Annotated in this window: 21 protein-coding genes; 14 read left to right on the top strand and 7 right to left on the bottom strand. The window is 71.7% G+C overall.

The window, feature by feature from the left end; genetic code table 11:
• Positions 1 to 157: 157 nt before the first annotated feature.
• Positions 158 to 1,330 (bottom strand): acetoin utilization protein AcuC, encoded by a 1,173-nt coding sequence (locus ACFS27_RS28365; RefSeq protein ID WP_377190572.1) that lies wholly within the window; start codon positions 1,328 to 1,330, stop codon positions 158 to 160.
• 112 nt (positions 1,331 to 1,442) lie between these two features.
• Here ACFS27_RS28365 and ACFS27_RS28360 point away from each other — a divergent pair, with 112 nt between their 5' ends.
• The 3 genes from ACFS27_RS28360 (at position 1,443) to ACFS27_RS28350 (ending at position 4,014) form a co-directional block, all read left to right on the top strand.
• On the top strand, positions 1,443 to 2,843 hold the full coding sequence (locus ACFS27_RS28360; protein ID WP_377190570.1) for a TrkH family potassium uptake protein: 1,401 nt from the start codon (positions 1,443 to 1,445) through the stop codon (positions 2,841 to 2,843).
• Between the two features lie 197 nt (positions 2,844 to 3,040).
• A complete protein-coding gene (locus ACFS27_RS28355; protein WP_377190568.1) occupies positions 3,041 to 3,709 on the top strand; it encodes a potassium channel family protein in 669 nt (222 codons plus the stop codon).
• A 206-nt stretch (positions 3,710 to 3,915) separates the two neighbouring features.
• Entirely contained in the window at positions 3,916 to 4,014 is a 99-nt protein-coding gene (locus tag ACFS27_RS28350; protein ID WP_003792170.1) for a 30S ribosomal protein bS22, read from the top strand.
• A 91-nt stretch (positions 4,015 to 4,105) separates the two neighbouring features.
• On the opposite strand, the gene ACFS27_RS28345 is transcribed toward ACFS27_RS28350, so the two are convergent.
• On the bottom strand, positions 4,106 to 4,900 hold the full coding sequence (locus ACFS27_RS28345) for an HAD family hydrolase (protein WP_377190567.1): 795 nt from the start codon (positions 4,898 to 4,900) through the stop codon (positions 4,106 to 4,108).
• A 77-nt stretch (positions 4,901 to 4,977) separates the two neighbouring features.
• On the opposite strand from ACFS27_RS28345, the gene ACFS27_RS28340 reads away from it, so the two are divergent.
• The 4 genes from ACFS27_RS28340 to ACFS27_RS28325 all read left to right on the top strand — a co-directional run bounded on the left by ACFS27_RS28340 (position 4,978) and on the right by ACFS27_RS28325 (position 8,137).
• Positions 4,978 to 5,649 carry a Pr6Pr family membrane protein gene (locus ACFS27_RS28340; RefSeq protein ID WP_377190565.1) on the top strand — a complete coding sequence of 224 codons (672 nt, stop codon included), beginning with the start codon at positions 4,978 to 4,980 and terminating at the stop codon, positions 5,647 to 5,649.
• 14 nt (positions 5,650 to 5,663) lie between these two features.
• Positions 5,664 to 5,912 (top strand): glutaredoxin family protein, encoded by a 249-nt coding sequence (locus ACFS27_RS28335; protein WP_377190563.1) that lies wholly within the window; start codon positions 5,664 to 5,666, stop codon positions 5,910 to 5,912.
• A 60-nt stretch (positions 5,913 to 5,972) separates the two neighbouring features.
• The gene (locus ACFS27_RS28330) at positions 5,973 to 6,620 is read left to right on the top strand and encodes a redox-sensing transcriptional repressor Rex (RefSeq protein ID WP_377190561.1); all 648 of its coding nucleotides are present in this window, start codon (positions 5,973 to 5,975) and stop codon (positions 6,618 to 6,620) included.
• Between the two features lie 329 nt (positions 6,621 to 6,949).
• Positions 6,950 to 8,137 carry a hypothetical protein gene (locus tag ACFS27_RS28325; protein ID WP_377190559.1) on the top strand — a complete coding sequence of 396 codons (1,188 nt, stop codon included), beginning with the start codon at positions 6,950 to 6,952 and terminating at the stop codon, positions 8,135 to 8,137.
• Positions 8,138 to 8,213: 76 nt separating this feature from the next.
• Here ACFS27_RS28325 and ACFS27_RS28320 read toward each other — a convergent pair whose 3' ends face one another.
• Positions 8,214 to 8,765, bottom strand: a complete 552-nt coding sequence (locus tag ACFS27_RS28320; RefSeq protein ID WP_377190557.1) for a YceI family protein — start codon at positions 8,763 to 8,765, stop codon at positions 8,214 to 8,216.
• 169 nt (positions 8,766 to 8,934) lie between these two features.
• On the opposite strand from ACFS27_RS28320, the gene ACFS27_RS28315 reads away from it, so the two are divergent.
• Positions 8,935 to 9,447: a MarR family winged helix-turn-helix transcriptional regulator gene (locus tag ACFS27_RS28315; protein WP_377190555.1), complete on the top strand. Its 513-nt coding sequence runs from the start codon at positions 8,935 to 8,937 to the stop codon at positions 9,445 to 9,447.
• An 81-nt stretch (positions 9,448 to 9,528) separates the two neighbouring features.
• Here the strand turns inward: ACFS27_RS28315 and ACFS27_RS28310 are convergent, their stop codons facing one another.
• Entirely contained in the window at positions 9,529 to 14,196 is a 4,668-nt protein-coding gene (locus tag ACFS27_RS28310; RefSeq protein WP_377190553.1) for a family 78 glycoside hydrolase catalytic domain, read from the bottom strand.
• 241 nt (positions 14,197 to 14,437) lie between these two features.
• Between ACFS27_RS28310 and ACFS27_RS28305 the strand changes: the two genes are divergently transcribed.
• Genes ACFS27_RS28305 through ccsB form a run of 5 tightly spaced genes read left to right on the top strand, consistent with a single transcriptional unit; the run spans position 14,438 to position 19,236 of the window.
• Positions 14,438 to 15,082 (top strand): histidine phosphatase family protein, encoded by a 645-nt coding sequence (locus tag ACFS27_RS28305; RefSeq protein ID WP_377190551.1) that lies wholly within the window; start codon positions 14,438 to 14,440, stop codon positions 15,080 to 15,082.
• Positions 15,082 to 15,678 (top strand): TlpA family protein disulfide reductase, encoded by a 597-nt coding sequence (locus ACFS27_RS28300; RefSeq protein ID WP_377191211.1) that lies wholly within the window; start codon positions 15,082 to 15,084, stop codon positions 15,676 to 15,678. The genes ACFS27_RS28305 and ACFS27_RS28300 overlap by 1 nt, the downstream gene beginning before the upstream one ends.
• A complete protein-coding gene (locus ACFS27_RS28295; RefSeq protein ID WP_377190549.1) occupies positions 15,678 to 16,493 on the top strand; it encodes a cytochrome c biogenesis CcdA family protein in 816 nt (271 codons plus the stop codon). The genes ACFS27_RS28300 and ACFS27_RS28295 overlap by 1 nt, the downstream gene beginning before the upstream one ends.
• Entirely contained in the window at positions 16,493 to 18,253 is a 1,761-nt protein-coding gene (resB, locus tag ACFS27_RS28290) for a cytochrome c biogenesis protein ResB (RefSeq protein ID WP_377190547.1), read from the top strand. The genes ACFS27_RS28295 and resB overlap by 1 nt, the downstream gene beginning before the upstream one ends.
• A 2-nt stretch (positions 18,254 to 18,255) precedes the next feature.
• Positions 18,256 to 19,236: a c-type cytochrome biogenesis protein CcsB gene (gene ccsB, locus ACFS27_RS28285; protein WP_377190545.1), complete on the top strand. Its 981-nt coding sequence runs from the start codon at positions 18,256 to 18,258 to the stop codon at positions 19,234 to 19,236.
• A 122-nt stretch (positions 19,237 to 19,358) separates the two neighbouring features.
• Here ccsB and ACFS27_RS28280 read toward each other — a convergent pair whose 3' ends face one another.
• Positions 19,359 to 19,754: a PLDc N-terminal domain-containing protein gene (locus ACFS27_RS28280; RefSeq protein WP_377190543.1), complete on the bottom strand. Its 396-nt coding sequence runs from the start codon at positions 19,752 to 19,754 to the stop codon at positions 19,359 to 19,361.
• 105 nt (positions 19,755 to 19,859) lie between these two features.
• Here ACFS27_RS28280 and ACFS27_RS28275 point away from each other — a divergent pair, with 105 nt between their 5' ends.
• Complete coding sequence (locus ACFS27_RS28275; protein WP_377190541.1) at positions 19,860 to 20,156, top strand: DUF4229 domain-containing protein; 297 nt, start codon at positions 19,860 to 19,862, stop codon at positions 20,154 to 20,156.
• A gap of 71 nt (positions 20,157 to 20,227) precedes the next feature.
• On the opposite strand, the gene ACFS27_RS28270 is transcribed toward ACFS27_RS28275, so the two are convergent.
• Positions 20,228 to 21,097, bottom strand: coding sequence for a 1,4-dihydroxy-2-naphthoate polyprenyltransferase (locus ACFS27_RS28270; RefSeq protein WP_377190539.1), 870 nt, complete (start codon positions 21,095 to 21,097; stop codon positions 20,228 to 20,230).
• Positions 21,098 to 21,182: 85 nt separating this feature from the next.
• Positions 21,183 to 22,466: an AMP-binding protein gene (locus tag ACFS27_RS28265; RefSeq protein WP_377190537.1), complete on the bottom strand. Its 1,284-nt coding sequence runs from the start codon at positions 22,464 to 22,466 to the stop codon at positions 21,183 to 21,185.
• Positions 22,467 to 22,468 lie beyond the last annotated feature (2 nt).

Below are 22,468 nucleotides of genomic sequence, written 5' to 3'. Positions count from 1 at the left end.
CCCGGACAGGGGTGGCGGTCGGATGGCGCGCGCCTGAACGTGGGCTGTCTGCCGGGTGATCGGCAATCCGTCAGGTGATCGGCATTCCCGGGCTGCCGATCACCTGACGAACTGCCGATCACCCGGCAGACAGCCCGCCGGGCCCCGCCGAGCCGGGTCAGTCCAGCAGGGGGTCCAGGCCCCAGAGGGGGAAGACCGACCTGCGGGTCGCCTGGACCGCGCGGTCCACCGCGTCGGCGGGGTCGTAGCCGTCGCGCCAGCCGCGGAACGGCACCTCCGCCGAGCCGAGCGTGCGTGCCGCCTCCAGGTCCAGGGCCTCGACCGTCGCACGCCACGCGCGAGGCAGCTCGGAGCCGCGTTCCAGCGGCACGTGCGCGGCTTCCGCGACGAGCGCCGCCCAGGCGAGCGGCACGACGTCGGACACGGCGTAGCCGCCACCGCCCAGCGCGAGCCAGCGGCCCTCGGCGTGCTCGTGCGCGAGCGCATGGGCCCACTTCTGTGCGGTCAGCTGGGCATCCACCGACACGTTCAGGTTCGAGAGCGGGTCACGGCCGTGGGCGTCGCAGCCGTGCTGGGACACGATCGCCTCCGGCCGGTGCTGCCGGACCAGGGCTGGCACCACGGCGTCGATGGCCCGCAGCCAGGCTGCGCCGGAGGTCCGCGCGGGGACGGGGATGTTGACGACGCTGCCCTCGGCGGGACCGGAACCGATGTCGGTCGACGCGCCGGTGCCAGGGAACAGGGTGCGACCGTCCTCGTGGATCGAGATCGTGAGCACGCGCGGGTCGTCCCAGAAGATGGCCTCGACGCCGTCGCCGTGGTGGGCGTCGAAGTCCAGGTAGGCAACCCGTTCCGCGCCCTGGTCCAGCAGGTGCCGGATGGCTGCGGCGGCGTCGTTGTAGACGCAGAAGCCCGACGCCGCACCGGGCATCGCGTGGTGCATGCCGCCGGCGACGTTCACGCCGTGCGCGATCTCCCCGCTCCAGAGCGCCGAGGCGAGGTCGACGGATCCACCGAGCTGGCGTGCGGCGGCCTCGTGCATCCCCGCGAACAGCGGGTCGTCGTCCGTGCCCAGTCCGCGCGCCAGGTCCGGCTCCAGCGTGGTCCCGGCGTGCCGGACGGCGGCCACGTAGTCGGCGTCGTGCACCGTCTCGATGACGGCGTCGGAGGCGGGCTCGGCGTCCACCACCTCGAGCGTCGGCTCTTCGAGCAGGCCGAGCGCGTCGATGAGCCGCATCGTGAGGTCGAGGCGGGCAGGCGACATGGGATGCCCGGGTCCGAAGTCGTACTCGAGCAGTCGCGGACTCCAGACCAGCCGGGCGAGGTGCACTCGCCCACGGTAACGGACTGGCGCCGGTGAGCGGGTTTCTGCCCGGGGTGGGCCCCGCGGCGTGGCAGAGTAAGGCGTCGATCGTCGGGAGCTGGGGGAAGGAGCGGGTCGGATGGCGCCGAGCTTGCGGCACGGGCTGTTCGGTCTCCGGGAGTACATCGACGTGCTCGCGTTCCGGGCGCCGGCCCGACTGGCCGTCACGGTCTTCGCGTGCGTGATCGGGGTGTTCACCCTGCTCCTGCTCGCACCCTTCGCCACGGCGGACGGCGACGGCGCACGCCTGGTCGACGCGCTGTTCACCGCGGTCTCCGCCGTGTGCGTCACCGGCCTCGTCGTGCAGGACACCGCTACCTACTGGTCCCTGTACGGGCAGATCGTCATCCTCACCGGTATCAAGGTGGGCGGCCTCGGGATCATGACCGTCGCCTCGCTGCTCGGCATGATCGTGTCGCGCAAGATCGGACTGACGCAGAAGCTGCTCACCGCGTCGGAGACCAAGACCAGCAAGCTGGGCGACGTCGGCTCGCTGATCCGGGTCATCATCGTCACCGCCACCACCCTCGAGCTGTCGATCGCCCTGCTGCTCTTTCCCCGCTTCCTCGTGATCGAGGGCAACGTGGGCACCGCGGCCTGGCACTCGCTGTTCTACGGGATCTCGGCGTTCAACAACGCGGGCTTCGTGCCGACCGTGGAGGGCCTGGCACCGCACGTCGGGGACTGGACGCTCGTGCTGCCGATCGCGCTCGGCGTGTTCATCGGCGCGCTCGGCTTCCCGGTGATCCTCAACATCCAGCGGTCCTTGCCGCGGCCGGGCCAGCGGTGGCACGGCTGGACCCAGCGGTTCTCCCTGCACACCAAGCTCACGCTCGTGACCAGCTTCGTGCTGTTCGGGGTGGGTGCCCTGCTGCTCCTCGTCCTGGAGTGGACCAACCCGGACACGTTCGGCCCACTGACCCTCGGGGAAAAGCTCCTGGCCGCCGTCTTCGCAGGGATCATGCCCCGCTCGGGCGGGTTCAGCACGGTCGACGTCGGAGCCATGACCGAGTCGAGCTGGCTCATCCAGGACGCCCTGATGTTCGTGGGCGGTGGGTCGGCGTCGACCGCCGGCGGCATCAAGGTGACCACGCTCGCCGTCATGCTGCTGGCGATCTTCGCCGAGGCGCGCGGCGACCGGGACATCGAGGCGTTCGGCCGGCGCATCCCGCGCGACGTGCTCAGGCTCTCGATCGCCGTGGTGTTCACGGGGGCGTCCATCGTGCTGGTCTCCTGCGTCGCGCTGCTGGAGCTCACCGACCACAGCCTGTCCAAGGTCCTGTTCGAGGTGCTGTCGGCGTTCGCGACCGTCGGTCTGTCCACGGGGATCACGCAGGGGCTGCCCGACGCCGCCAAGTACTGGCTGTCGGCGCTCATGTTCGTCGGGCGGACCGGCGCGGTGACCGTCGTGGCGGTGCTGGCGCTGCGCGACCGGCGGCGCATCGTACGCTTCCCGGAGGAACGACCCATCATCGGGTGAGGCCGGAGTGCAGTGCAGGGTGAGGGCCGAGGAACGAGGCACTCGCCCGGAACGGAACGCAGGCCTCACGCGACAGACAACATCGGGTGAGCCCGGAACGCAGGTCTCGACCGTAGGACAACATCGGATGAGGACGTGGCGGACCGCAGGTCACTATCGTGACCCGTACGTCTGACAAGTGGCCAGAGAGGAATACCGTGCCGGAGAAGAAGCCCGAGCGTGACGCTGGGGTGCTCGTGATCGGACTAGGGCGGTTCGGGTCGTCGATCGGCGGGACCCTGGACAGGCTGGGCCAGGACGTGCTGGCGGTCGAGCAGGACCCGACCCTTGTCGCACAGTGGTCCGGCCGGCTGCCGCTGGTGGAGGCCGACGCGTCCAACCCGGAGGCGCTGGAGCAGCTCGGCGCCAAGGACTTCGGCGTGGCCGTGGTCGGTGTCGGCTCGTCCCTCGAGGCGTCGGTGCTGATCACGGGCAACCTGGTCGACATAGGCACGCCGCAGATCTGGGCCAAGGCGATCTCAGCGGAGCACGGCCGGATCCTGACCCGCATCGGTGCGCACCACGTCGTCTTCCCGGAGGCCGACGCCGGTTCGCGCGTGGCCCACCTCGTGAGCGGCAAGCTGCTCGACTACATCGAGGTCGAGGACGGGTTCACCATCGTGAAGATGCGCCCGCCCAAGGAGACGCAGGGCTTCACGCTCGCCCAGTCCAACATCCGTAGGCGGTACGGCGTCACCGTGATCGGCGTGAAGTCACCGGGTGTCGACTTCGTCTACGCGACGCCGGAGACCCGCGTCTCGGCCAACGACCTGCTCGTCTGCTCGGGCCACGCCGAACTGCTGGACCGGTTCGCCGCGCGGCCGTGACCCGGTCGCCAGGTCCCGGTCGGCGCAACTCACACCCCCGCCGATTACGGGGCGCGCGCTGGACCAGGTAGCCTAGGCAACGGACTCCCTTTCGTGTTGGTCGGCCATCGTCACTCTGGCGTCACTGTCCCGGACCAACCGTGGACCATTTCGCTGAGCGGCCCGTCGTCGGGCTGCCGCCGACCGATCGAACATTGCGAGGACCTATGGGCTCCGTCATCAAGAAGCGCCGCAAGCGTATGGCGAAGAAGAAGCACCGCAAGCTGCTTCGTAAGACGCGCCACCAGCGCCGCAACAAGAAGTGACGCGCGCGCCCTCTGGCGCGTGACGAGCAGGCCCGGCCCCCTGTGGGGGCCGGGCCTTCTTCGTGTCTGCGGGAGCGTGGTTCGGGGAGAGCTAGCGGCCCTGGAGCCGGCGCCGCGCCGCGCGCAGTACCAGGCCGAGCACCCACGCGGCACCGGCCCACGAGGCGGTCCGCACCCCGCGCCCGGCCGCCCGCTGCGACCGGCCGCGAAACTCCCGGATCGGCCAGCCCACCTCCTGCGCGTGCCTGCGCAGCCGCAGGTCGGGGTTGATCGGGCAGGGGTGGCCCACCACGCCCATCATCGGCAGGTCGTTCAGCGAGTCCCCGTACGCGTAGCTCTCGGCGAGGTCGATGTCGTTGATCTCGGCCAGCTCGACGATGGCCGCAGCCTTGGCCTGCCCGTGCATGAGGTCACCGTTGAGCCGGCCCGTGTAGAACCCGTCCTTGTGCTCCGCGATGGTGCCGAGCGCCCCCGTGGCGCCCAGCCGGCGGGCGATGAGCTGTGCGACCTCCACCGGGGTAGCGGTGACGAGCCAGACCTGGTGACCCGCCGCGATGTGCTCGTCGAGCAGGCGGCGCGTGCCCGGATAGATCCGCAAGGACAGGACGGCGTCCCACACCTCCTCGCCGAGGGTGGCGATCTCCGCGACGCTGCGGCCCGCGATGAGCGACAGGGCGCGGTGACGCACCTCGTCGATCTGCTCCTTGTTCTCGCCCCACATCAGGTAGCGCGCCTGGATCACCGCGAACCTCAGGATGTCGCGCGTGCCGAAGAACTTGCGCTGATAAGCGGACTTGGCCAGGTGAAAGGCGCTCGCCCCGCGGATGATCGTGTTGTCGACGTCGAAGAACGCCGCAGTGGCGGACGAGGGGTGCGTCGACGGCATGGAGGTCACTCTATCCGCGTGTCACGTCGCGCAAGTCCCCACCCGGTGGGCGGGGCCGACCGTGATAAAACCGGGGAGTGACGCACGAGAGCAGGATGCCGGAACGGGCCACGCTGGCACGAGCACTGCACCTGCTGGTCGCGGTGTTCGCCCTCGGCGGCTTCGCCATCGAGCTCGTCGTGGCGATCGTCGAGGGCCCAGGCCTGGCCCCGACGCATGCCGAGCGCATCGTCCGGCTCTTCAGCTATTTCACCATCGAGTCGAATCTGCTGATCGGCGGGGTCTCGCTGGCGCTCGCGGTGGACCCGCGCCGGGACGGTCCGGTCTTCCGCGTGCTGCGCCTCGACGCGCTGCTGTGCATAGCCGTCACCGGCGTCGTCTACAACACCGTGCTGCGGGGCATCGTCGAGCTGACCGGGGCCGGCCTGGTCTCCAACACGATGCTGCACGTCCTGGCACCGCTGTTCGCCGTCATCGTCTGGCTGTGGGCGGGGCCGCGCCCACGGGTGTCCGCGCGGACCGTGTGGTGGTCGGTCGTCTACCCGATCGCCTGGCTCGTCTACACGTTCCTCCGGGGCGCGGCGACCGACTGGTACCCGTACCCGTTCCTCGACGTCAACGTGCTCGGCTACCCCGGTGCGCTGACCAACGCGGGGCTCGTCGCCGTCGTCTTCCTCGTCCTGGCGTGGGGTGCGCTGTGGGTGGACCGACGACTGCCGGACACCGACCGCTCGCCGTCGCGCGCGTGACGTAACCTCGGGGCGTGACAAGTCCTGCCGGAGCCCGGGTAGTCCTGTACACACGCGAGGCGTGCCATCTGTGCGAAGACGCACGAGCCGTCGTGGTGCAGGTGTGCGAGGGTGCCGGAGCCCAATGGCGCGAGGTCGACATCGACAGCGCGCCCGCACTGCGGGAGAAGTACGGGGAATACGTCCCCGTGGTCGAGGTGGACGGGGTCCAGCAAGGATTCTGGCGCGTGGACGGTGCGCGCCTGGCCCGCCTCCTGGCATGATCATCCCGGCAGTGTGTGCGTACGCCCGCGACACAGTGGTCGCGGGGAGGGGAGCAGCACGTGGTCGAACTCAGTGACGGCACAGTTCCGGCAGCAACCGTAGGGAGGCTGCCGTACTACCTGCGCGCCCTGCGCGACCTCGCTGCCGAGGGGGTGGGCCTCACCTCGTCGACGGAGCTTGCCGAACGCTCGGGCGTGAGCTCGGCCCAGCTGCGCAAGGACCTGTCGTACCTGGGTTCGTTCGGCACGCGCGGCGTCGGCTACGACGTCGAGTCGCTCGCCTCGTACATCACCGTCGCCCTGGGGCTCGAGACGGAGCACCGGCTCGCGATCGTCGGCATCGGTAACCTCGGGCACGCGCTCGCGAACTACTCCGGGTACGCGACGCGCGGCTTCCAGGTGGTGGCACTGCTGGACGCGTCGCCCGACGTCGTGGGCACGCGGGTGGCCGGAGTGGCCGTCGAGCACGTCCGCGCCGTTGCCGAGGTCATCCACCGCGAGCGGGTCACCATGGTCGTGCTCGCGCTGCCGGGTCATGGTGCCCAGGACGTGGCCGACGCCGTCGTCGGCGCGGGCGTCCGCGAGATCCTGAACTTCGCGCCCATAGCGCTCCAGGTCCCGGACGACGTGGTGGTGCGGTCCGTCGACGTCGGTGGCGAGCTGCAGATCCTGGCGTTCCACGCGGCGACCCGGGCCGCAGCGCTCTGAGGCTGCTCGGGCGCGGATGATGCTGCACCACACCGGTGAGATCGGTCGGATGGGATGAGATCGGTCGGTTAACTGACCGATCTCAGGTCATCGGACCGAACTGAGCGAGTTCGGTCCGACGTCCGACCGGGGCCGGGTGATTCTCGGGTCGGGGCCCACCGTGACGTGGGGCGCGGTGCTATACACAGCAGGCTGACCTGTTGACCGAGCTGATGGACCGGGGGACGTGAGTGGCTGACGGATGGCACCCGAGGATCGGGCGAAGGATGCTGTCGGGCGTCTCCGCGCGGAGTCTTTCCGCCGCCGGGAGCTGGTGCCTGGGCGTCGGTATGGTCGGCCTCGTTGTGGGCATGGTGCTGCTGTGGGGCGCTGACCAGCCCATCTTCGCGGCGGTGCTCGCCATTCCTGGTGCGTTCGGGGTGACTGCGGCGCGGGTTCTCGACAGCATGGCGAGCACGCGAACGGCGAGGGAGCACGCGGCGGCATACATCACGCTCGTCGAGGGCACCGGACCGGTCGATGTGGAGCACGTGGACCCGCGGACGGGCAGGCTCGTCAGCTTCGCGGGAGAGGACCTGACCCGGGCAGAACGTGCGGCGCGGGTCGCGGCGATCCGCGCCGATGCCAGGCACGGAGGCGGGCGGCGCGGGCACGGGCCGCCCGCGATCGCCGATGAAGCGGAAGAGGGCGTGGACGAGGAGCTCTTCGCCGGCAGGCCCAGGACGTTCGTCACACTGCCCTGGAGCGTTCGGCAAGGTGTGGTCTGGGGCTGGATGCTCGCGGCCCTGGCGCCGCTGGGGTTCTTCGTCGTCGAGCTCCTGGCCGGCTACGACGAGACGCGGTTCGCCGCGCCGATCGTCCTGGGCGTGGTGCTGGCGTCGGCAGTTCTTGGCGGGGCAGTCATGATGGTGGCGAGCCGTCGGGCCGACGACCTCCTGAGGACCGGGGGCCAGGACCGTGGCGAGCACCGGCCGTCGGGAGGGGGCACGCACTCCCGCGGCCTTGCTATGTCCGTCTGGATCACCGTGTTCGGGCTCGCTCTGCCCCTGGTCGGCGGCGCCGTCTACGGGACGTACCAGAGTGCGCGGCTGGCGGAGCTGGCGTCGGACGGCGTACGGATCACTGCTCACGACGCGGAGTTCAGCAGGGGCCGTGGCGGCCGGAACGTCAAGGTGCGGGCTGTCGTCGAGCATGCCGACGGCGCGAGGCAGGTTCACCTGGACTACCACCAGGACCCCTATCTGCCGGGCACCCCGATGCGCACGTGGACCGACGCACCCGCCCCGTATGCCGGCACGTTCACCGTGGTCCAGCATCCGGAGGACACTGACCTGGTCGTCGCGGGGACGGACCTCGCCGACGCCGGTGACATCGCCACCGAGGCTGATCTCGGCCGTGCGGCGGTGTTGTCCGCAGCATGGGGCGTCCCGTGGTTCGTGACCTGGCTGGTGCTGGCGTCAGAAGGCCGCCGACGGTCCGCCCCTGACAGCGGTTCAGCAGGCTCCAGGCGACCATAACCCCCGGGGGGTTACGGTCGCCTGCAGCCTGCTGAACGCGAAGTGGGAGGCGCCGGTGTCGGCGCACCGGGACGGGTCAGGCCTTGGCGATCGCGCTGACGTCCAGGGTGATCTTGACCTTGTCGCCGACCAGGAAGCCGCCGGTCTCCAGCGAGGCGTTCCAGGTCAGGCCGAACTCCTTGCGGTTGATCTCGAGGCTGGCCTCGAAGCCGGCACGGTCGTTGCCGAACGGGTCCTTGGCGGTGCCGGTGAACTCGGTCTCCAGCTCGACGCCCTTGGTGACGCCGTTGATGGTCAGGTCGCCCGAGATGATGTAGGCGTCGCCCTCGGGCCGGATGCCGGTGGACGTGAAGGTCCAGGCGGGGTTCTCCTCGGCGTGCCAGAAGTCGGCGCTCTTCAGGTGGCCGTCGCGACCGGCGTCGCCCGTGTTGACCGACTCCGCGTCCAGCTCGGCGGTGACGCTCGACGACTCCAGGTCGTCGCCCACCGTGATGGTGCCGGAGGCCACGCCGATGGTGCCGCGGACCTTCGCGATGCCCGCGTGGCGGACGGAGAAGGCGGCCGTGGTGTGGGACGGGTCGAGGTCGTACGTGCCGGTGGTCAGACCTGCGGGAAGGGAGGTGGCCATGAGTGAGGCTCCTTGTCGGTGCGGCGGTTCGGGTAGATAGTTGAGAGATCAACTAGTCACGATCACATCTAACATAGCCGGTCCCGTAACGTATTCCCACAGCATGTTTCCACTGGTCGCGGATGGCGGTGGAACGAGCGGCTCGGCAAGCACGAAAGCGATGGGCAACATGGCAGCAGAGACGATCGAGCAGCGCGACAGCTGGCTGACCGAGGAGCAGCAGGGCTCCTGGCGGCACTACCTCGAGGGCACCGCGCGCTTCGTCGAGGCGCTCGGTGCCGTCCACGACCGGACCCTCGACCTCTCCCTCGGGGAGTACAGCCTGCTGGTGCAGCTCTCGGAGGCACCGGAGCGCACCATGCGGATGTCGGCTCTCGCCGACGGCCTGGTGCTCTCGCGCAGCAGGCTCACGCACACCGTCGCGCGCATGGAACAACGCGGCCTGGTCGAGCGACGTGCGGCGGAGGGCGACCGGCGTGGCGTGAACTGCACCATGACCGACGCCGGGTACGCGGCTCTCGAGACCGCTGCCCCCGGCCATGTGGCCGCGGTGCGCCGCATCATGGTGGACGCGCTGGAGCCGGAGGAGTTCGCCGTGCTGGGCCGCATCATGGCCAAGGTCGCCGAGTCGTCGAAGCTCTCCGGCGGAACGGAGGAGGGCCTGACGGCCCTCTGCGACTAGCGGGTGTTGGCTGCGCCTACCCAGCGATCCTGCCCGCCTCCCCGGGGAGATGCGGGCAGGATCGCTGGGTAGGCGTTGTCGCTAGACCTCCTGCGTACTGGTCCAGACGTCGGCCACCGACGGGTCGTAGTCGCCCGGTACGTCCTCGAACCGGAGCCGCACCACGCCGTCCGCCGTCGCCGCCGACGGCTCGACGACCAACCGGTACGTGACCGTCCCGGCACCGCCGGACGTCTTGCGGTAGTCCCTGCCCAGCACCCGGGTGCCGTCGGCGAGGACGTCGTAGGTCTTGCGCTGCGCGCCGTCGTAGGTCTCGACGACGGTCAGCACGAACGCCTCACCAGCCGGGACGTCGAGGTCGAGCTCGAAGTGTCCGTCGCCCCCGGTGACGCCCGTGTACCTGCGGGTGAGCCCCGCCTCGACGTTGGTCCCCGAGCCGGGGGAGGCGGTCAGCCCGTGCGCCGCCTCCGACGCGGCGTCGCCGACGTCGACATGGTCGACGACGCCCGCAGGCGGCGTCGGCACGCGCACGTCCAGCGTCGCCCGCGCCGACTCGTCGTCGTGCGCGCCGACGGCGACCCCGATCGACGTCGGACCGCCGGTGACCGACCCGGGGACCCGGACCTCCACCTCGTGGTCGACGGCCTCCCCGGGCGCCAGCGTCAGCTCGGCGGGCTCGGGTGCGGGCCAGCCCTCCGGGACCGTCACCGTCACGGTGCGTGACTGCTCCACGGCCGACCGGTTCTCGATCGCGGTACGCACGGTGACCCTGTCTCCCGGTCCCGCCGCGCCGGGCGTCGTCCGGGCGGAGTCGACCACGACGGCGGGCACGACGGAGAGCCCACCGGCGACCCGGAGCTCTGCCGTCGAGTCGCCGTAGGTGTAGGCCACCGTCCCGGCGAGCTCTGCCCTGCCCGCCGCGAGCCCTGCGGGCAGCGACACGTCGAGGCGCTGCACCGCGGTCGTCCCCGGTTCCACCCGGTCGGGGAGCTGCCCCACCGGGGTCGCCGTCCAGCCGTCCGGCAGGGCGAGCTCGACCTCGGGCCGCAGGAGGGCCTGCCGTCCGGTGTTCGCAAGGCTCAGCTCGACCGGGACGACCGACCCAGGCAGGGCGGTCCCGTCGGGAACCGCCAGCTCCGCGCGCGCCCCGAGCAGCGCCCCCGAGGCATCCGCGAGGGTGGTGGCCACAGCGGAGGTGGCGGTGAGCAGGGACTCGGCGACGGTCTCGGGCAGCCCGTTCCCGACGGCGTCCTCGATCGCGGTCCTGAGCTCGCCGACGTCGGCAAGGGCCGCGTGGACGTGCGCCGGAGCGTCGTCGTCGGAGCGGAGGTAGGCCGACCAGGCCAGCGCGGTGTCCCGGTCGGCGCCGTCGGCCAGCCGGCCGAGGCGAGCGGCCTGCGACCGGGTCAGGTGGCCGTCGGCCCGCGCGTCGTCGACGGCGTCCCCGAGCTCGGCCAGGCCCTGCAGGGCGTCGCCGAGGTCGCCCAGCGCCTCGTCCACCACGAACCGGTACGTCCCGGAGCCCACGCTGAAGGCGGCCGCACCGTCGACCATGCGCTCGAACTCGACACCCCGCACCCGGGCGACCGGTGTGCCGGACTCGAGCACGGCGTGCCGCGACGTGGCGGGCACCCGGATCTCCGCCGTGGTGTTGGCGGGCACCGTCACGGTCAGCTCCAGGCGGTCTCCCTCGACGTCCCACCCGCTCTCGACCGCGCCGTACGGGGTGTCCAGGCGGTAGTCGACGTGCCCGACGCGTTCGTCGACCCGGGGCGCGACGAGCGACCTGCGGTAGCCCGGCTCCAGCGAGCGGACGCCGGCCATGGTCCCGTACATCCACCGGCCGACGGCGCCGTACGCGTAGTGGTTGAACGAGTTCATCCCCGGGTCGTGGAACGAGCCGTCCGGCAGGATGGAGTTCCACCGCTCCCACACGGTCGTCGCGCCGTTCGCGATCTCGTAGCCCCACGACGGGTAGTCCTCGTGCTGGAGCATCTCGAAGGCGACGTCGTCCCGCCCGATCTGGGACAGGGCGGGCAGCAGCCCCTCGACGCCGAGGAAGCCGACGGACAGGTGCCGGTCGCGCCGTTCGAGGCTCGCGAGGAACTTCGCCGCCACCTCGTCCTCGAGCTCGTCGGGCATCAGGCCGTGCGTGATCGTCAGGACGTACGACGTCTGGCTGTCGGACCTCACGGTGCCGTCGTCGGCGACGAACTCCCGCTGGTAGGCGGCCCGGATCTCCGCGAAGGCGGTGTCGTACGCGTCGGCGTCCGCCGTCCGGCCGATGGCGCGGGCCATCTCGGCGAGCTCCTGCGTGCTCTTGGCCATGAAGGCGGTGGAGACCACGCCGGCCTCGGTCGGGTCGTCGAGGTTCACCCAGTCCAGGTAGCCGCCCTCGTCGCGGATCCAGTCCTCGGAGTCGGCGTGCAGGTAGTCGACGTAGCGCCGCATCGCCTCGTAGTTCTCCTCGACGACGTCGGTGTCGCCGTAGGCGCGCCAGAGGGTCCATGGCACGTGCACGCCGGCGTCGCCCCAGCCGGCGGTGCCCATCCCGCCGTCGGAGTGGCCGGGGATGATCGGCGCGAAGCCGGGGAAGGCGCCGTCGGCCCGCTGGCTGTCGCGCAGGTCGCGCAGCCACTTGCGGAGGAACTCGCGCGAGTCGGCCGTGTACGCGGCGGTCTCGCCGAACACGTTGATGTCACCGGTCCAGCCGAGCCGCTCGTCACGGGCCGGGGTGTCGGTCGGGATGGAGAGGAAGTTGCCGCGCCGGCCCCACCGGATGTTGCTGTCGAGCTGGTCGACCATGGCAGAGCCCGTCGACAGCTCGCTGGACTCCTCGGTGTCGGTGCTGACCACCACGCCGACGACGTCGGCGGGCGCCGGCGCCTCGGTGACCCCGGTGATCTCGACGAACCGGAACCCGTGCGACGTGAAGGTCGGCTCGACGACGCCGGTCCCCGACTCGTCGAAGGTGTAGGTGTCGGTGACCTTCGCGGTGCGCAGGTTGTCGGTGTACAGGGTCCCGTCGGGGTTGAGGACCTCGCCGAACCGGAGGGTCGCCGTCGTGCCTGGGGCCCCGGTGAGCCGGGCGCGGACGTGGCCCACCATGTTCTGCCCCAGGTCGTAGAGGTGGACACCCTCGGAAGGGGACGGGAGTGCCGTGGCGCCCAGCTCCTCGAGCACCCGGACCGGCTGGTCCTGCTGCGGCACGAGCTCGGCTGCCGGCGGCTCGATGACGTCGGCGGGCTCCCAGCCCGTCGCGTCGAAGCCGGGGGACGACCACCCGTCGGTGTCGTGCGCGGCGCGCGCGTCGAAGCCCTCGCCGTCCAGGAGGTCGGACGTGCGGATCGGGCTCTCCCCGACCGACCAGTCGTCCCCGGTCGTGATGGTCCGGGTGGTCCCGTCGGCCAGCTCGACCCGGAGCTGGGCGAGCAGGCTCGGCGTGGTGCCGTACCGCTCCGATCCGGCCTGGGCGATGCGGCCGGCGAACCAGCCCTTCGCGAGCTGCGCCCCGAGCACGTTGGTGCCGGGGCGGAGCAGGTCGGTGACGTCGTAGGTCTGGTACTGGATCCGGTCCTCGTAGTCCGTCCACCCGGGGGCGAGCTGGTGGTCTCCGACCGCGGTGCCGTCCAGCTCGAGCTCGTACAGTCCGCGCGCCGTCGCGTAGACGCGTGCGCTGGTCACCGGGACGTCCGGCAGGTCGAACTCCGTCCGTAGGAGCTGGACGTCGGTCGACTGCTCGGCCCACGGCTCGTCGCCCTCGCTCACCGCCAGCCCGTCGGGGGTGGCCCGCCCGTCGGACAGCTCGTGCTCGTCGCCGGGGAACGTGGCGTCCAGCAGGCTGTCGCCGTCCGGGGTCGTGACGCTGATGTCGTGCACGAGCGCGGACTCGCCCCCGCTCGTGCGGAGGCCCACGAGGCCCGCCGCCGCGTGGGTCGCGTCGGTCCGGGTGTCCACGACCTCGCCGTCGACGCGTGTGGTCAGGGTGTCTCCCGCCACCTCGAGGGTGTACTCGTGCTGGTCGGCGAGGTCGAGGTCCGCGGAGAAGGGCGCCGCGTCGAGCACGGTGTATCCGTTGTTCACCTTCACGTGCGGACGCAGTGCGTGCCCGGTCTCGCTGAGCTGCCACATGTACGCGTTGGCCCGGTCCGAGCCGCGGACGTAGATCCCCAGCGCACCCTCGATGCGCGACGCCGTCACCGAGACGGTGTAGTCCGTCCATTCGTCGCCGACCTGGGACGTGTCCTTGCCGATCCACTGCCCGGTCCAGGCTGCGGCGTCGGCGAGCGCGGTCTCGAAGTGCGCCGGCGTGCTCCACCGGGAGGCGTTGTCGTCGTCGTCCCAGGCCCGGACCGACCAGGTGTACTCGCTCTGGGCGGTGAGGTCCGGGCCGCCGTACGGCACGTCCACGGACTGGTCAGAGGTGACCCGGCCGGAGTCCCACATGGCTCTGCCCGAGCTGGTCTCGCCGGCCCAGACGCGCACCTGGTAGGCCCGCTGCACGACGCCGCGCCGGTCGGTGTCGAGCTGCCACGAGAACCTGACCGGATCCGTCGGCAGGATCCCGGTCGGGTCGGTGCGGCGGTCCACGGTCGGCGCCGTCACGGCCAGGGCTGGACCGGTGGGTTCGAGCGCGGGGATACCGGCGGCTGGTGGCGCCGCCGCCAGCGGGACGAGAAGGGCGAGGACGAGGAACGGGCTGAACAGCCGGGCGCTCCGGGATCGTGGAGCGCGAAGGGCGAGCGACATCGGGATCTCCCTTGAATCGTTTCAGCGGCGATGGTGAAACTGGCGGAGACGTTAAGCGGCTTAAACGTTAAAGGTCAAGAGGTCGTCAGGGCGGTTTTATCCCGATCTTCGGATTTCACCCCATGGTGAGCGACCGCCGCCCTCCGTCCGAGGGCCTGCGGGCGCGGATCGGTGTGAGATACGGCAATCCACACCCGTTCGAGGTCACAGGCACCCAGGGTCGGGTGCGAGACTGGGCGCCATGGTTTCCACGACGGTTCACCTGCTGCGTCACGGCGAGGTGTACAACCCCGACGGTGTCCTGTACGGGCGGCTGCCCGGCTACCGCCTCTCCGACCGTGGCCAGGCGATGGCGAAGATCGTCGCCGACCACCTCACGAACGCCGGCCGGGACGTGATCAAGGTCGTCGCCTCCCCGCTGCAGCGCGCGCAGGAGACCGCAGCGCCCCTTGTGCAGAGCTTCGGCCTGGACCTCGCGACGGACGACCGCATCATCGAGGCGGGCAACCGGTTCGAGGGCCTCCCCGTCGGGGACGGCGGCGGCGCGCTCAAGAGCCCGCGGAACTGGCCGTACATGTGGAACCCGTTCCGCCCGTCCTGGGGCGAGCCGTACACGCACCAGGTCGAGCGCATGCGCAGCGCCGTCGAGGACGCGCGCCGAGCCGCGGAGGGCCACGAGATCGTGCTCGTCAGCCACCAGCTGCCGGTGTGGCTCACCCGCCGGTCGTTCGAGGGCGGCCAGCTCTGGCACGACCCGCGCAGCCGCCAGTGCAACCTCGCCTCCCTGACGTCCCTGAGCTTCGAGGACGACCGGTTCGTGGGCCTGCACTACACGGAACCCGCCGCGGAGCTGTACGACGGCGCGAGCAAGGTCGCCGGCGCGTGATGCGGGGCAAGGCCTTCAAGGTCGTTCAGGTAGTGGTAGCTGTCGGTATCGTCATCGGCCTCGTCGCGGCACTCACGGCGTGCTCGCCGGAGGACTCCGGCGCCGGCGACGTCGTCGGGCAGGGATACGTGTCGGGGGACGGGTCGGTGCAGACCTACGACCCCGGCGAGCGCAAGGGTCCCGTCGCGATCACGGGCACCGCCTTCGAGGGCGACGACGTCGACACCGCCGAGTGGGCGGGTGACGTGGTGGTCGTGAACACCTGGTACGCCTCGTGCGCGCCATGCCGCGCCGAGGCGCCCGACCTCGTGGACCTCGCGAACTCCAAGGACGACGTGCAGTTCCTCGGCATCAACACGGAGGACGACGCCGGTGCCGCCCTGGCGTTCCAGCGCACGTTCGAGGTGCCGTACCCGAGCATCGAGGACCGCACGGGCGTCGTGATCGCCGGCCTGAACGGCGTCGTGCCGCTGCAGGCCGTGCCCACCACCGTGGTGCTGGACCAGGAGGGCAACGTCGCTGCACGCGTCATCGGGCAGGCGGAGCACTCCACGCTCGAGGCGCTGATCGACGAGGTCCTGGCGGAGGCCGCCTGATGCTTCCCGGCAGTCCTCTCGGCGCCGTCGCGACCGCCGTCGGCGACGGCCTCGCGAGCACCGCGTTCAGCGGATCCCTCCTGCTGGCGGTACCGGTGGCCGTGCTGGCCGGTCTGGTCTCGTTCGCCTCGCCGTGCGTGCTTCCGCTGGTGCCGGGCTACATCGGCTACGTGAGCGGCATGGCTGCCGCCTCGATGAACACCACGGCCGGGGCCGTGAGCACCCGCGTCAAGCCCGCCCGCGGCCGCGTCGTCGGCGGCGTCGCACTGTTCGTGCTCGGCTTCACCGTCGTGTTCGTCTCGTTCGGCGCCGCGTTCGGCAGCCTGGGGACCTACCTGGTGCGCTGGGAGGACGTCATCACCCGCGTGCTCGGCGCCGTGGTGATCCTGCTCGGCCTCGGGTTCCTCGGCGCCGTCCCGTTCCTGCAGCGTGAGGCCAGGATCCACATGACCCCGCGCGCGGGCCTGTGGGGCGCGCCCCTCCTCGGCGTCGTGTTCGGGCTCGGCTGGACGCCCTGCATCGGCCCCACCCTCGGCGCCGTGCAGGCGCTCGCGATCGACGAGGCGTCGGCGGGCCGCGGCGCGCTCCTCGGCGTCGCGTACTGCGTGGGCCTTGGCGTGCCGTTCCTGCTCGTCGCCCTGGGGCTGCAGAGCTCCGAGCGGATGCTGGACTTCCTGCGCAGGCACCGCCTCGCGGCGCTGCGGATCGGTGGCGGAATGCTGGTGCTGGTCGGGCTGCTGCTGGTCACCGGGCTGTGGACGCGGCTGACCGGGGCCATGCAGCTCTGGATCGGCGGATTCGAGACGGTGATCTGATGGCCGAGGAGGGTAGGTACGTCCCCGAGGGGATAGCCGACGAGTTCACGCAGGGTGAGCCTGCGCGGGGCGCTCCGGCGTCGGGCGAGGAGCAGCCGCGGCCGAGCCGGCCCAGCGCGCCAGCGCTGGGCCTGGTGGGAACCCTGCGCTGGATGTGGCGCCAGCTCACGTCGATGCGCGTGGCGCTCATGCTGCTCATGCTGCTCGCCGTCGCAGCGGTGCCCGGGTCCGTGCTCCCGCAGCGCAACCAGGACGCGGCAGGCGTGATCGAGTACCTCGCCGACCACCCGACGGCCGGCGAGTGGCTCGACAGGGCCGGGTTCTTCGACGTCTACACCTCGGTCTGGTTCTCCGCGATCTACATCCTGCTGTTCGTGTCGCTGGTGGGCTGCATCCTGCCGCGGTCGATGGCCCACTACCGCGCCCTGCGCGGGCGCCCGCCTCGCGTGCCGTTCCGGTTCGACCGGTTCCCGGCCAAGGCGTCGGCAACCACCGACGCCTCGCCGGAGGAGGCCGCCGACGCCGTCGCGGCCCGCCTGCGCGGCAAGATCTCCTGGCTGCCCACCTTCCGTGTCGACCGTGGTGAGGAGCCCGCCAGAGGCGTGCGCCCTGCGTCGGCCACCGTGAGCGCCGAGCGTGGCTACCTGCGGGAGACCGGGAACCTGGTGTTCCACCTCGCCCTGGTCGGCCTGCTCGTGTCGGTGGCGACGGGCCAGCTGCTGCACTACCGCGGCCAGGCGATCGTCACGGAGGGCCGCGGGTTCGCCAACGCGGTCGTCGACTACGACACCTTCGAGAAGGGCTCGTGGTTCCGGCCGGAGTCCCTGATGCCGTTCTCCATGACGCTCGACAGGTTCGTGTCGGAGTTCGCGAGCGACACGGTGGCCTTCGCGCAGGCGCGTGACTTCACGGCCTACGTGACCGTCACGGAGCCCTCCGGCGAGCAGCGGCCAGAGACCGTGAAGGTGAACCACCCGCTCGTCGTGGACGGCGCCAAGATCTACCTGCAGGGCAACGGGTTCGCGCCCGACATCACGGTGCGCGACGCCGAGGGCGAGCTCGCCTTCTCCGGCCGCGTGACCTTCGTCCCGCAGGACACGATGTACACGTCCCGCGGCGTGGTCAAGGTGCCCGACGTGTCCCCTGGGCTCGAGCAGATCGGGCTCGTCGGCTACTTCCTGCCCACGGCGGAGGTCGAGCCCGACGGATCCGCCCGCTCGGTGTTCCCGCAGCCCGTCGACCCGCTGCTCGTGCTCGAGGTGTACACGGGCGACCTGGGGCTGGACGAGGGCACCCCGCAGAACGTGTACGAGCTCGACACGGCGTCGCTCACCCCCGCCGTCGAGGACTCCGGCGAGCGGGTCAAGGTGCTGGCCCGGCCCGGGGAGACGGTCGACCTCCCGGACGGGCTCGGCACCCTGACCCTCGGCGAGGAGCTGCCGCGGTACGTGGCGCTCGACCTGCGGCACGACCCGTCGCTCGGGTTCGTGCTCGTGTTCTCGCTGCTCGCGCTCGGCGGGCTCACCGTCTCGCTCTTCACGCCCCGGCGGCGCGTCTGGGCGCGGGCGTACGTGGCGCAGGATGGGGCTACCGTGGTCGAGGTCGCGGGGCTCGCCCGCGGGGACGACGCCGGCCTGCAGGCCGAGGTCGACCGCGCGCTCGCTGCGGTGCCCGACCCGGTGGTCGAGCGTGCCCCGGTGGTCGAACCGGACCCGGTGGTCGAGCCTGTCGAGACCCGGACCAGATCGGAAAAGGACTGAACATGGACCTGGCAAACCTGAGTGTGCTGCTCGTCTGGGGCGCCGCGACTGCTCTCGCGGTCGCGCTCATCGCGTTCGCGGTGGACCTGTCGCGCCTGTCGGGAGCGAAAGTCGACGCACGGGACGCGGCCAGGAGCCGCGAGCAGGTGGCGGTCGGCGCCAGGGGCGCCGAGCCGAGCTCGCCGCACGACACTGACACCGGAACGCCGGCTGCCGGTGCGGTGAACCGCAGGCTGGCCGGGATCGGGATGTCCGTGACCTGGCTGGCCACCGCGCTGCTGCTCGTTGCCGTCGTGCTGCGCGGTGTCGCGGCGGGGCGCGCGCCGTGGGCCAACATGTACGAGTTCGCGCTGGTCGGCACGTTCGTGGCGATCGCGGTGTTCGTCGGCGTCAACACGCGCCGTGACGTGCGGTTCCTCGGCGCCTTCGTGACCGGGCTCGGCGTGCTGTTCCTCGTGCTGGCGCAGCAGCAGTTCTTCGTCGAGGCCATGGGCGTGCAGCCCGCGCTGCAGAAGTACTGGCTGGTGATCCACGTGGGCGTCGCCATCTGTGCGACCGGCATCTTCACCGTCGCGTTCGTGACGTCGGTGCTGCAGCTCCTGCGGGACGGCCGGGACAACGGCTCGCCGCTGCTCGGCAGCAAGAACTGGGGCTGGCTCGACCACACCCCGGCGCCGGCGTCGCTGGAGTCGCTCTCGTTCCGGCTGAACTCGGTCGCGTTCGTGCTGTGGACCTTCACGCTCATCGGCGGCGCCATCTGGGCAGAGGACGCCTGGGGCCGGTACTGGGGCTGGGACCCCAAGGAGGTCTGGAGCTTCATCGTGTGGGTGGTCTATGCGGCCTACCTGCACGCGCGCACCACGCGCGGCTGGTCCGGGACGCGTGCTGCGTGGTTCGTCGTGGCCGGTTACGCCTGCGTGCTGTTCAACTTCACCGGCGTGAACCTGATCTTCAACGGGAAGCACTCGTACTCGGGCCTCTGACGGTGACCGCTACCGTCCGCAGTCCTTCTGGAGCATGACCTGAGGCACCGCATCCGGCTCGGATCGGTGCCTCAGGTCATGTCCGGGACGGACCGCTGTTGGTCCGGCGACAGCCCGTGCGGTCAGCCGTTCTCTGCGTCGTCGTCCTTGGCGTCCTGGTGGCTCCTGGCCTCGCGCTCGCGCTTGCGCTTCTCCTGCTCCAGCAGCCAGAGGAACTCGGGGTCGTCGTCGGGAGCGACCGGGCCGGCCGGGCGGCGCGGGCCCGGGCGAGGGGAGCGCGGGGGCGGCGTCGGGCGGCTGCCACCGCGGCCGGGTCCCGAGGGACCCGCGTTGTTGCGCCGGGCGGCGACGCGCACGACGATCCACGAGATCGCGCCCAGCAGGGGCAGGAGCACGATCAGGAGCACCCAGAGCCAGCGGGGCAGCCCGCCGCGTTCGTCCTCGTCCGCGCCCCAGACGTCGGCCAGGGCATACGCCATGAGTCCGACGACGACCAGGATCAGGAGTATGCGTGCCATACCCCCAGCCTACGGCGGGTGAGGGGCGATACGTGAGCCCGTGCTGTGACCTTGCCCGCCTTGTGGACCGCCGGAGCGTGCCCGGGCGCGGCCTACCATGGGTAGGTGCCTCTTCTGATCTACTCCCTGCTCCGCCTGGCGTTGTTCGGCGTGGTGCTCGGCTTGCTCTACCTGGTGGGGCTGCGGGGCGTGCTGCTGCCGATCGTTGCGGTGGTGGTCGCGCTGGCGCTGTCGTACCTGACGCTGCGCAGGCCGCGGGACGCCGCTACCCGGTGGATGGCGGGCCGGGCCGACCGTCGTGCCGCAGTACGCGCCGCGACACCCAAGGTGGACGCCGACGCGGCCCACGAGGACGCCGCGCTGGACGAGAAGCTGACCAGGCCGACCGCGGATGATCGGTAGAACGTCAGGAGGTCGGCAACCCGGGTTGCCGACCTCCTGACGTTCTACCGATCACCGCCGGTTCGGCCGGCTCATACCGACAGGCCGAACCAGAGCAGCAGGCCGTAGCCCAGCTCGTACAGCCCCGTGCCGGCCAGGACCGGGATCAGCAGCTTCCCGCGCGCCCCGGCGAGGATCGGGATGGTCAGCAGCGCCGCCGGCCCGAGCAGCAGCAGCACGACGAGCGACCACGGCGCCCAGAACGCGCACACCGCGGCGAGCAGCACCGGGATCCACAGCATCGCGACGTAGGCCCTGCGGGCCCGGTGGTCGCCGAGCCGCACCGCCAGGGTGCGCTTGCCCGCCAGCACGTCGGTCGGGATGTCGCGCAGGTTGTTCACCATGAGCAGCGCGCACGCGATGAGGCCGACGCCGACGGCGCCGAGCACCGCCGGCCAGGTGACGCGGTCGGCCTGCGTGTACGTGGTGCCGAGCACCGCGACCAGGCCGAAGAACACGAACACCGCTATCTCGCCGAGCCCCCGGTACCCGTACGGCGTCTTGCCGCCCGTGTAGTACCAGGCCGCCGCCATGCACACCGCGCCGACCGCGATCAGCCACCAGTGGCCCGACACGGCGCTCAGGGCCAGGCCGAGCACCGCAGCCACCCCGAACGCGGCGAACGCCGCGCGCTTCACCGCGCCGGGGGGTGCGGCGCCGGACGCCGTCAGGCGCATCGGGCCGATCCGGTCGAGGTCCGTACCGCGCACGCCGTCCGAGTAGTCGTTGGCGAAGTTGACCCCGACCTGCAGCGCGAGGGCGACGCCCAGCGCGAGCAGTGCGGGCAGCCAGGCGGCTGCGTCGACCTGGGCGGCCGCGCCGGTACCGACCATGACAGGTGCCGCCGCCGCCGGCAGCGTGCGGGGCCGTGCCCCGGAGATCCACTCGGCGGCAGTCGCCATCAGGGTGTCCTTCGTTCGTGGGGTGCTGTCTGGTTCTTCAGACGCCGGCGCCGCGCCTGTGCGCGGCCCTGGCGGAGGAACGAAGTCATGGTCGCACGGGTTCCCGGCCTGCCTCCCGCTCGGCCCGCACGACGGCGTCCCGGACCGCCCGGCGGTCCACCTTGCCCGGACCGCGGGCGGGCAGGGCGGCGGTGACGTATACCCGTCGAGGCGCGGCCGGAGCCCCGAGCCGCTGCCCGACGGCGGACCGCAGCCCGGCGAGCAGCTCGCCGCCGCCGTCGGTCAGGCTGGTGCCGTCGGCGGGTACCCGGGCGGACGGCGCCTGCCCGACGGAGACGACGGAGACGACGGCGACGACGGCCTGGCCCCACTCGGCGTCGGGCACGCCGACGACGCAGGCCTCGCCGGGGCTGCCGAGCCCGGTGAGGTGCTCGGCTATCGCCTCCTCGACGGCCGCGGGGGCGACGTTGACCCCGCCGGTGACGATGACGTCGTCGGCCCGGCCGAGGATCGTGAGGCGGTCGTCGTCCAGGCGGCCCAGGTCGGAGGTACGGAACCAGCGGGTGCCGTCGGGGTCGGTGCGGAAGGCGGCTGCCGTCGCCGCTGGGTCGCCCACGTAGCCCTCTGCGAGCACCGGACCGGACAGCTCGACGACGCCGGCTCCGGCGCCGCGGGCTGCGCCGGGTCCTGGCCCGGCTCCGGTGCCGGCGGCCCGGACGCGCACCCCGGCGAGCGGGACGCCGTCGTACACGCAGCCGCCGCTCGTCTCGGACATGCCGTAGGTCGTGACGACGCGGACGCCGGCGGACCGGGCGGCGGCCAGCAGGGGGGAGGGCGTCGCCGCACCGCCGACGAGCACGGCGTCGAACCGGGTGAGGGCGTCGAGGCCGGCCGTGTCACCGCCGTCGGCCGCGGTGACGAGGCGGTGCAGCTGGGTGGGGACGAGGGAGACATAGGCACGCGGGCCGTGCACGAGCAGGTCCGCGAAGTCGGTCGCGACGGCCGCGAAGCCCTCCGGCGTGAAGCGGTCCAGCGTGTGCGGGTACACCCCCTTGCCGGTCACGAGGGACCTGGTGATGACCTGGACCCCCGCGACATGGGTGGGCGGCAGCACGAGCAGCCAGCTGCCGGGGCCGCCGAGCCGATCATGGGTGGCCCCGGCGGAGGCGCGCAGGGCGGCGGCGCTCAGCGCGACCTCGCGCGGGTTTCCCGTGGAACCGGACGTCCGCAGCACGAGCGCGGTGCCGGGCGGCGGGGCGGCGTCGGACAGGCGGGGCTCCGGCGCGTAGGCGGGACCACCGTCGAGGGCGTCCCGGACGGCGCGGACGACGTCGGTCAGGGGGTCGGTCAGGGGGTCGGTCGAGGCCACCT

Origin of the sequence: Promicromonospora vindobonensis (genome assembly GCF_042685865.1) — a bacterium.
In the GTDB taxonomy this organism is placed as follows: domain Bacteria; phylum Actinomycetota; class Actinomycetes; order Actinomycetales; family Cellulomonadaceae; genus Promicromonospora; species Promicromonospora vindobonensis.
This window is presented reverse-complemented; position numbering and strand designations above follow the sequence as displayed.

What these genes read in the sequence shown, in the direction of transcription:
- ACFS27_RS28300 (WP_377191211.1), top strand. Translation starts at nt 15,082, where the DNA reads ATGCGGGGCAAGGCCTTCAAGGTCGTTCAGGTAGTGGTAGCTGTCGGT.
- ACFS27_RS28345 (WP_377190567.1), bottom strand. Translation starts at nt 4,900, where the DNA reads ATGCCGTCGACGCACCCCTCGTCCGCCACTGCGGCGTTCTTCGACGTC.
- ACFS27_RS28320 (WP_377190557.1), bottom strand. Translation starts at nt 8,765, where the DNA reads ATGGCCACCTCCCTTCCCGCAGGTCTGACCACCGGCACGTACGACCTC.
- ccsB (WP_377190545.1), top strand. Translation starts at nt 18,256, where the DNA reads ATGGACCTGGCAAACCTGAGTGTGCTGCTCGTCTGGGGCGCCGCGACT.
- ACFS27_RS28295 (WP_377190549.1), top strand. Translation starts at nt 15,678, where the DNA reads ATGCTTCCCGGCAGTCCTCTCGGCGCCGTCGCGACCGCCGTCGGCGAC.
- ACFS27_RS28315 (WP_377190555.1), top strand. Translation starts at nt 8,935, where the DNA reads ATGGCAGCAGAGACGATCGAGCAGCGCGACAGCTGGCTGACCGAGGAG.
- ACFS27_RS28350 (WP_003792170.1), top strand. Translation starts at nt 3,916, where the DNA reads ATGGGCTCCGTCATCAAGAAGCGCCGCAAGCGTATGGCGAAGAAGAAG.
- resB (WP_377190547.1), top strand. Translation starts at nt 16,493, where the DNA reads ATGGCCGAGGAGGGTAGGTACGTCCCCGAGGGGATAGCCGACGAGTTC.
- ACFS27_RS28325 (WP_377190559.1), top strand. Translation starts at nt 6,950, where the DNA reads ATGGTCGGCCTCGTTGTGGGCATGGTGCTGCTGTGGGGCGCTGACCAG.
- ACFS27_RS28305 (WP_377190551.1), top strand. Translation starts at nt 14,438, where the DNA reads ATGGTTTCCACGACGGTTCACCTGCTGCGTCACGGCGAGGTGTACAAC.
- ACFS27_RS28270 (WP_377190539.1), bottom strand. Translation starts at nt 21,097, where the DNA reads ATGGCGACTGCCGCCGAGTGGATCTCCGGGGCACGGCCCCGCACGCTG.
- ACFS27_RS28360 (WP_377190570.1), top strand. Translation starts at nt 1,443, where the DNA reads ATGGCGCCGAGCTTGCGGCACGGGCTGTTCGGTCTCCGGGAGTACATC.
- ACFS27_RS28280 (WP_377190543.1), bottom strand. Translation starts at nt 19,754, where the DNA reads ATGGCACGCATACTCCTGATCCTGGTCGTCGTCGGACTCATGGCGTAT.
- ACFS27_RS28310 (WP_377190553.1), bottom strand. Translation starts at nt 14,196, where the DNA reads ATGTCGCTCGCCCTTCGCGCTCCACGATCCCGGAGCGCCCGGCTGTTC.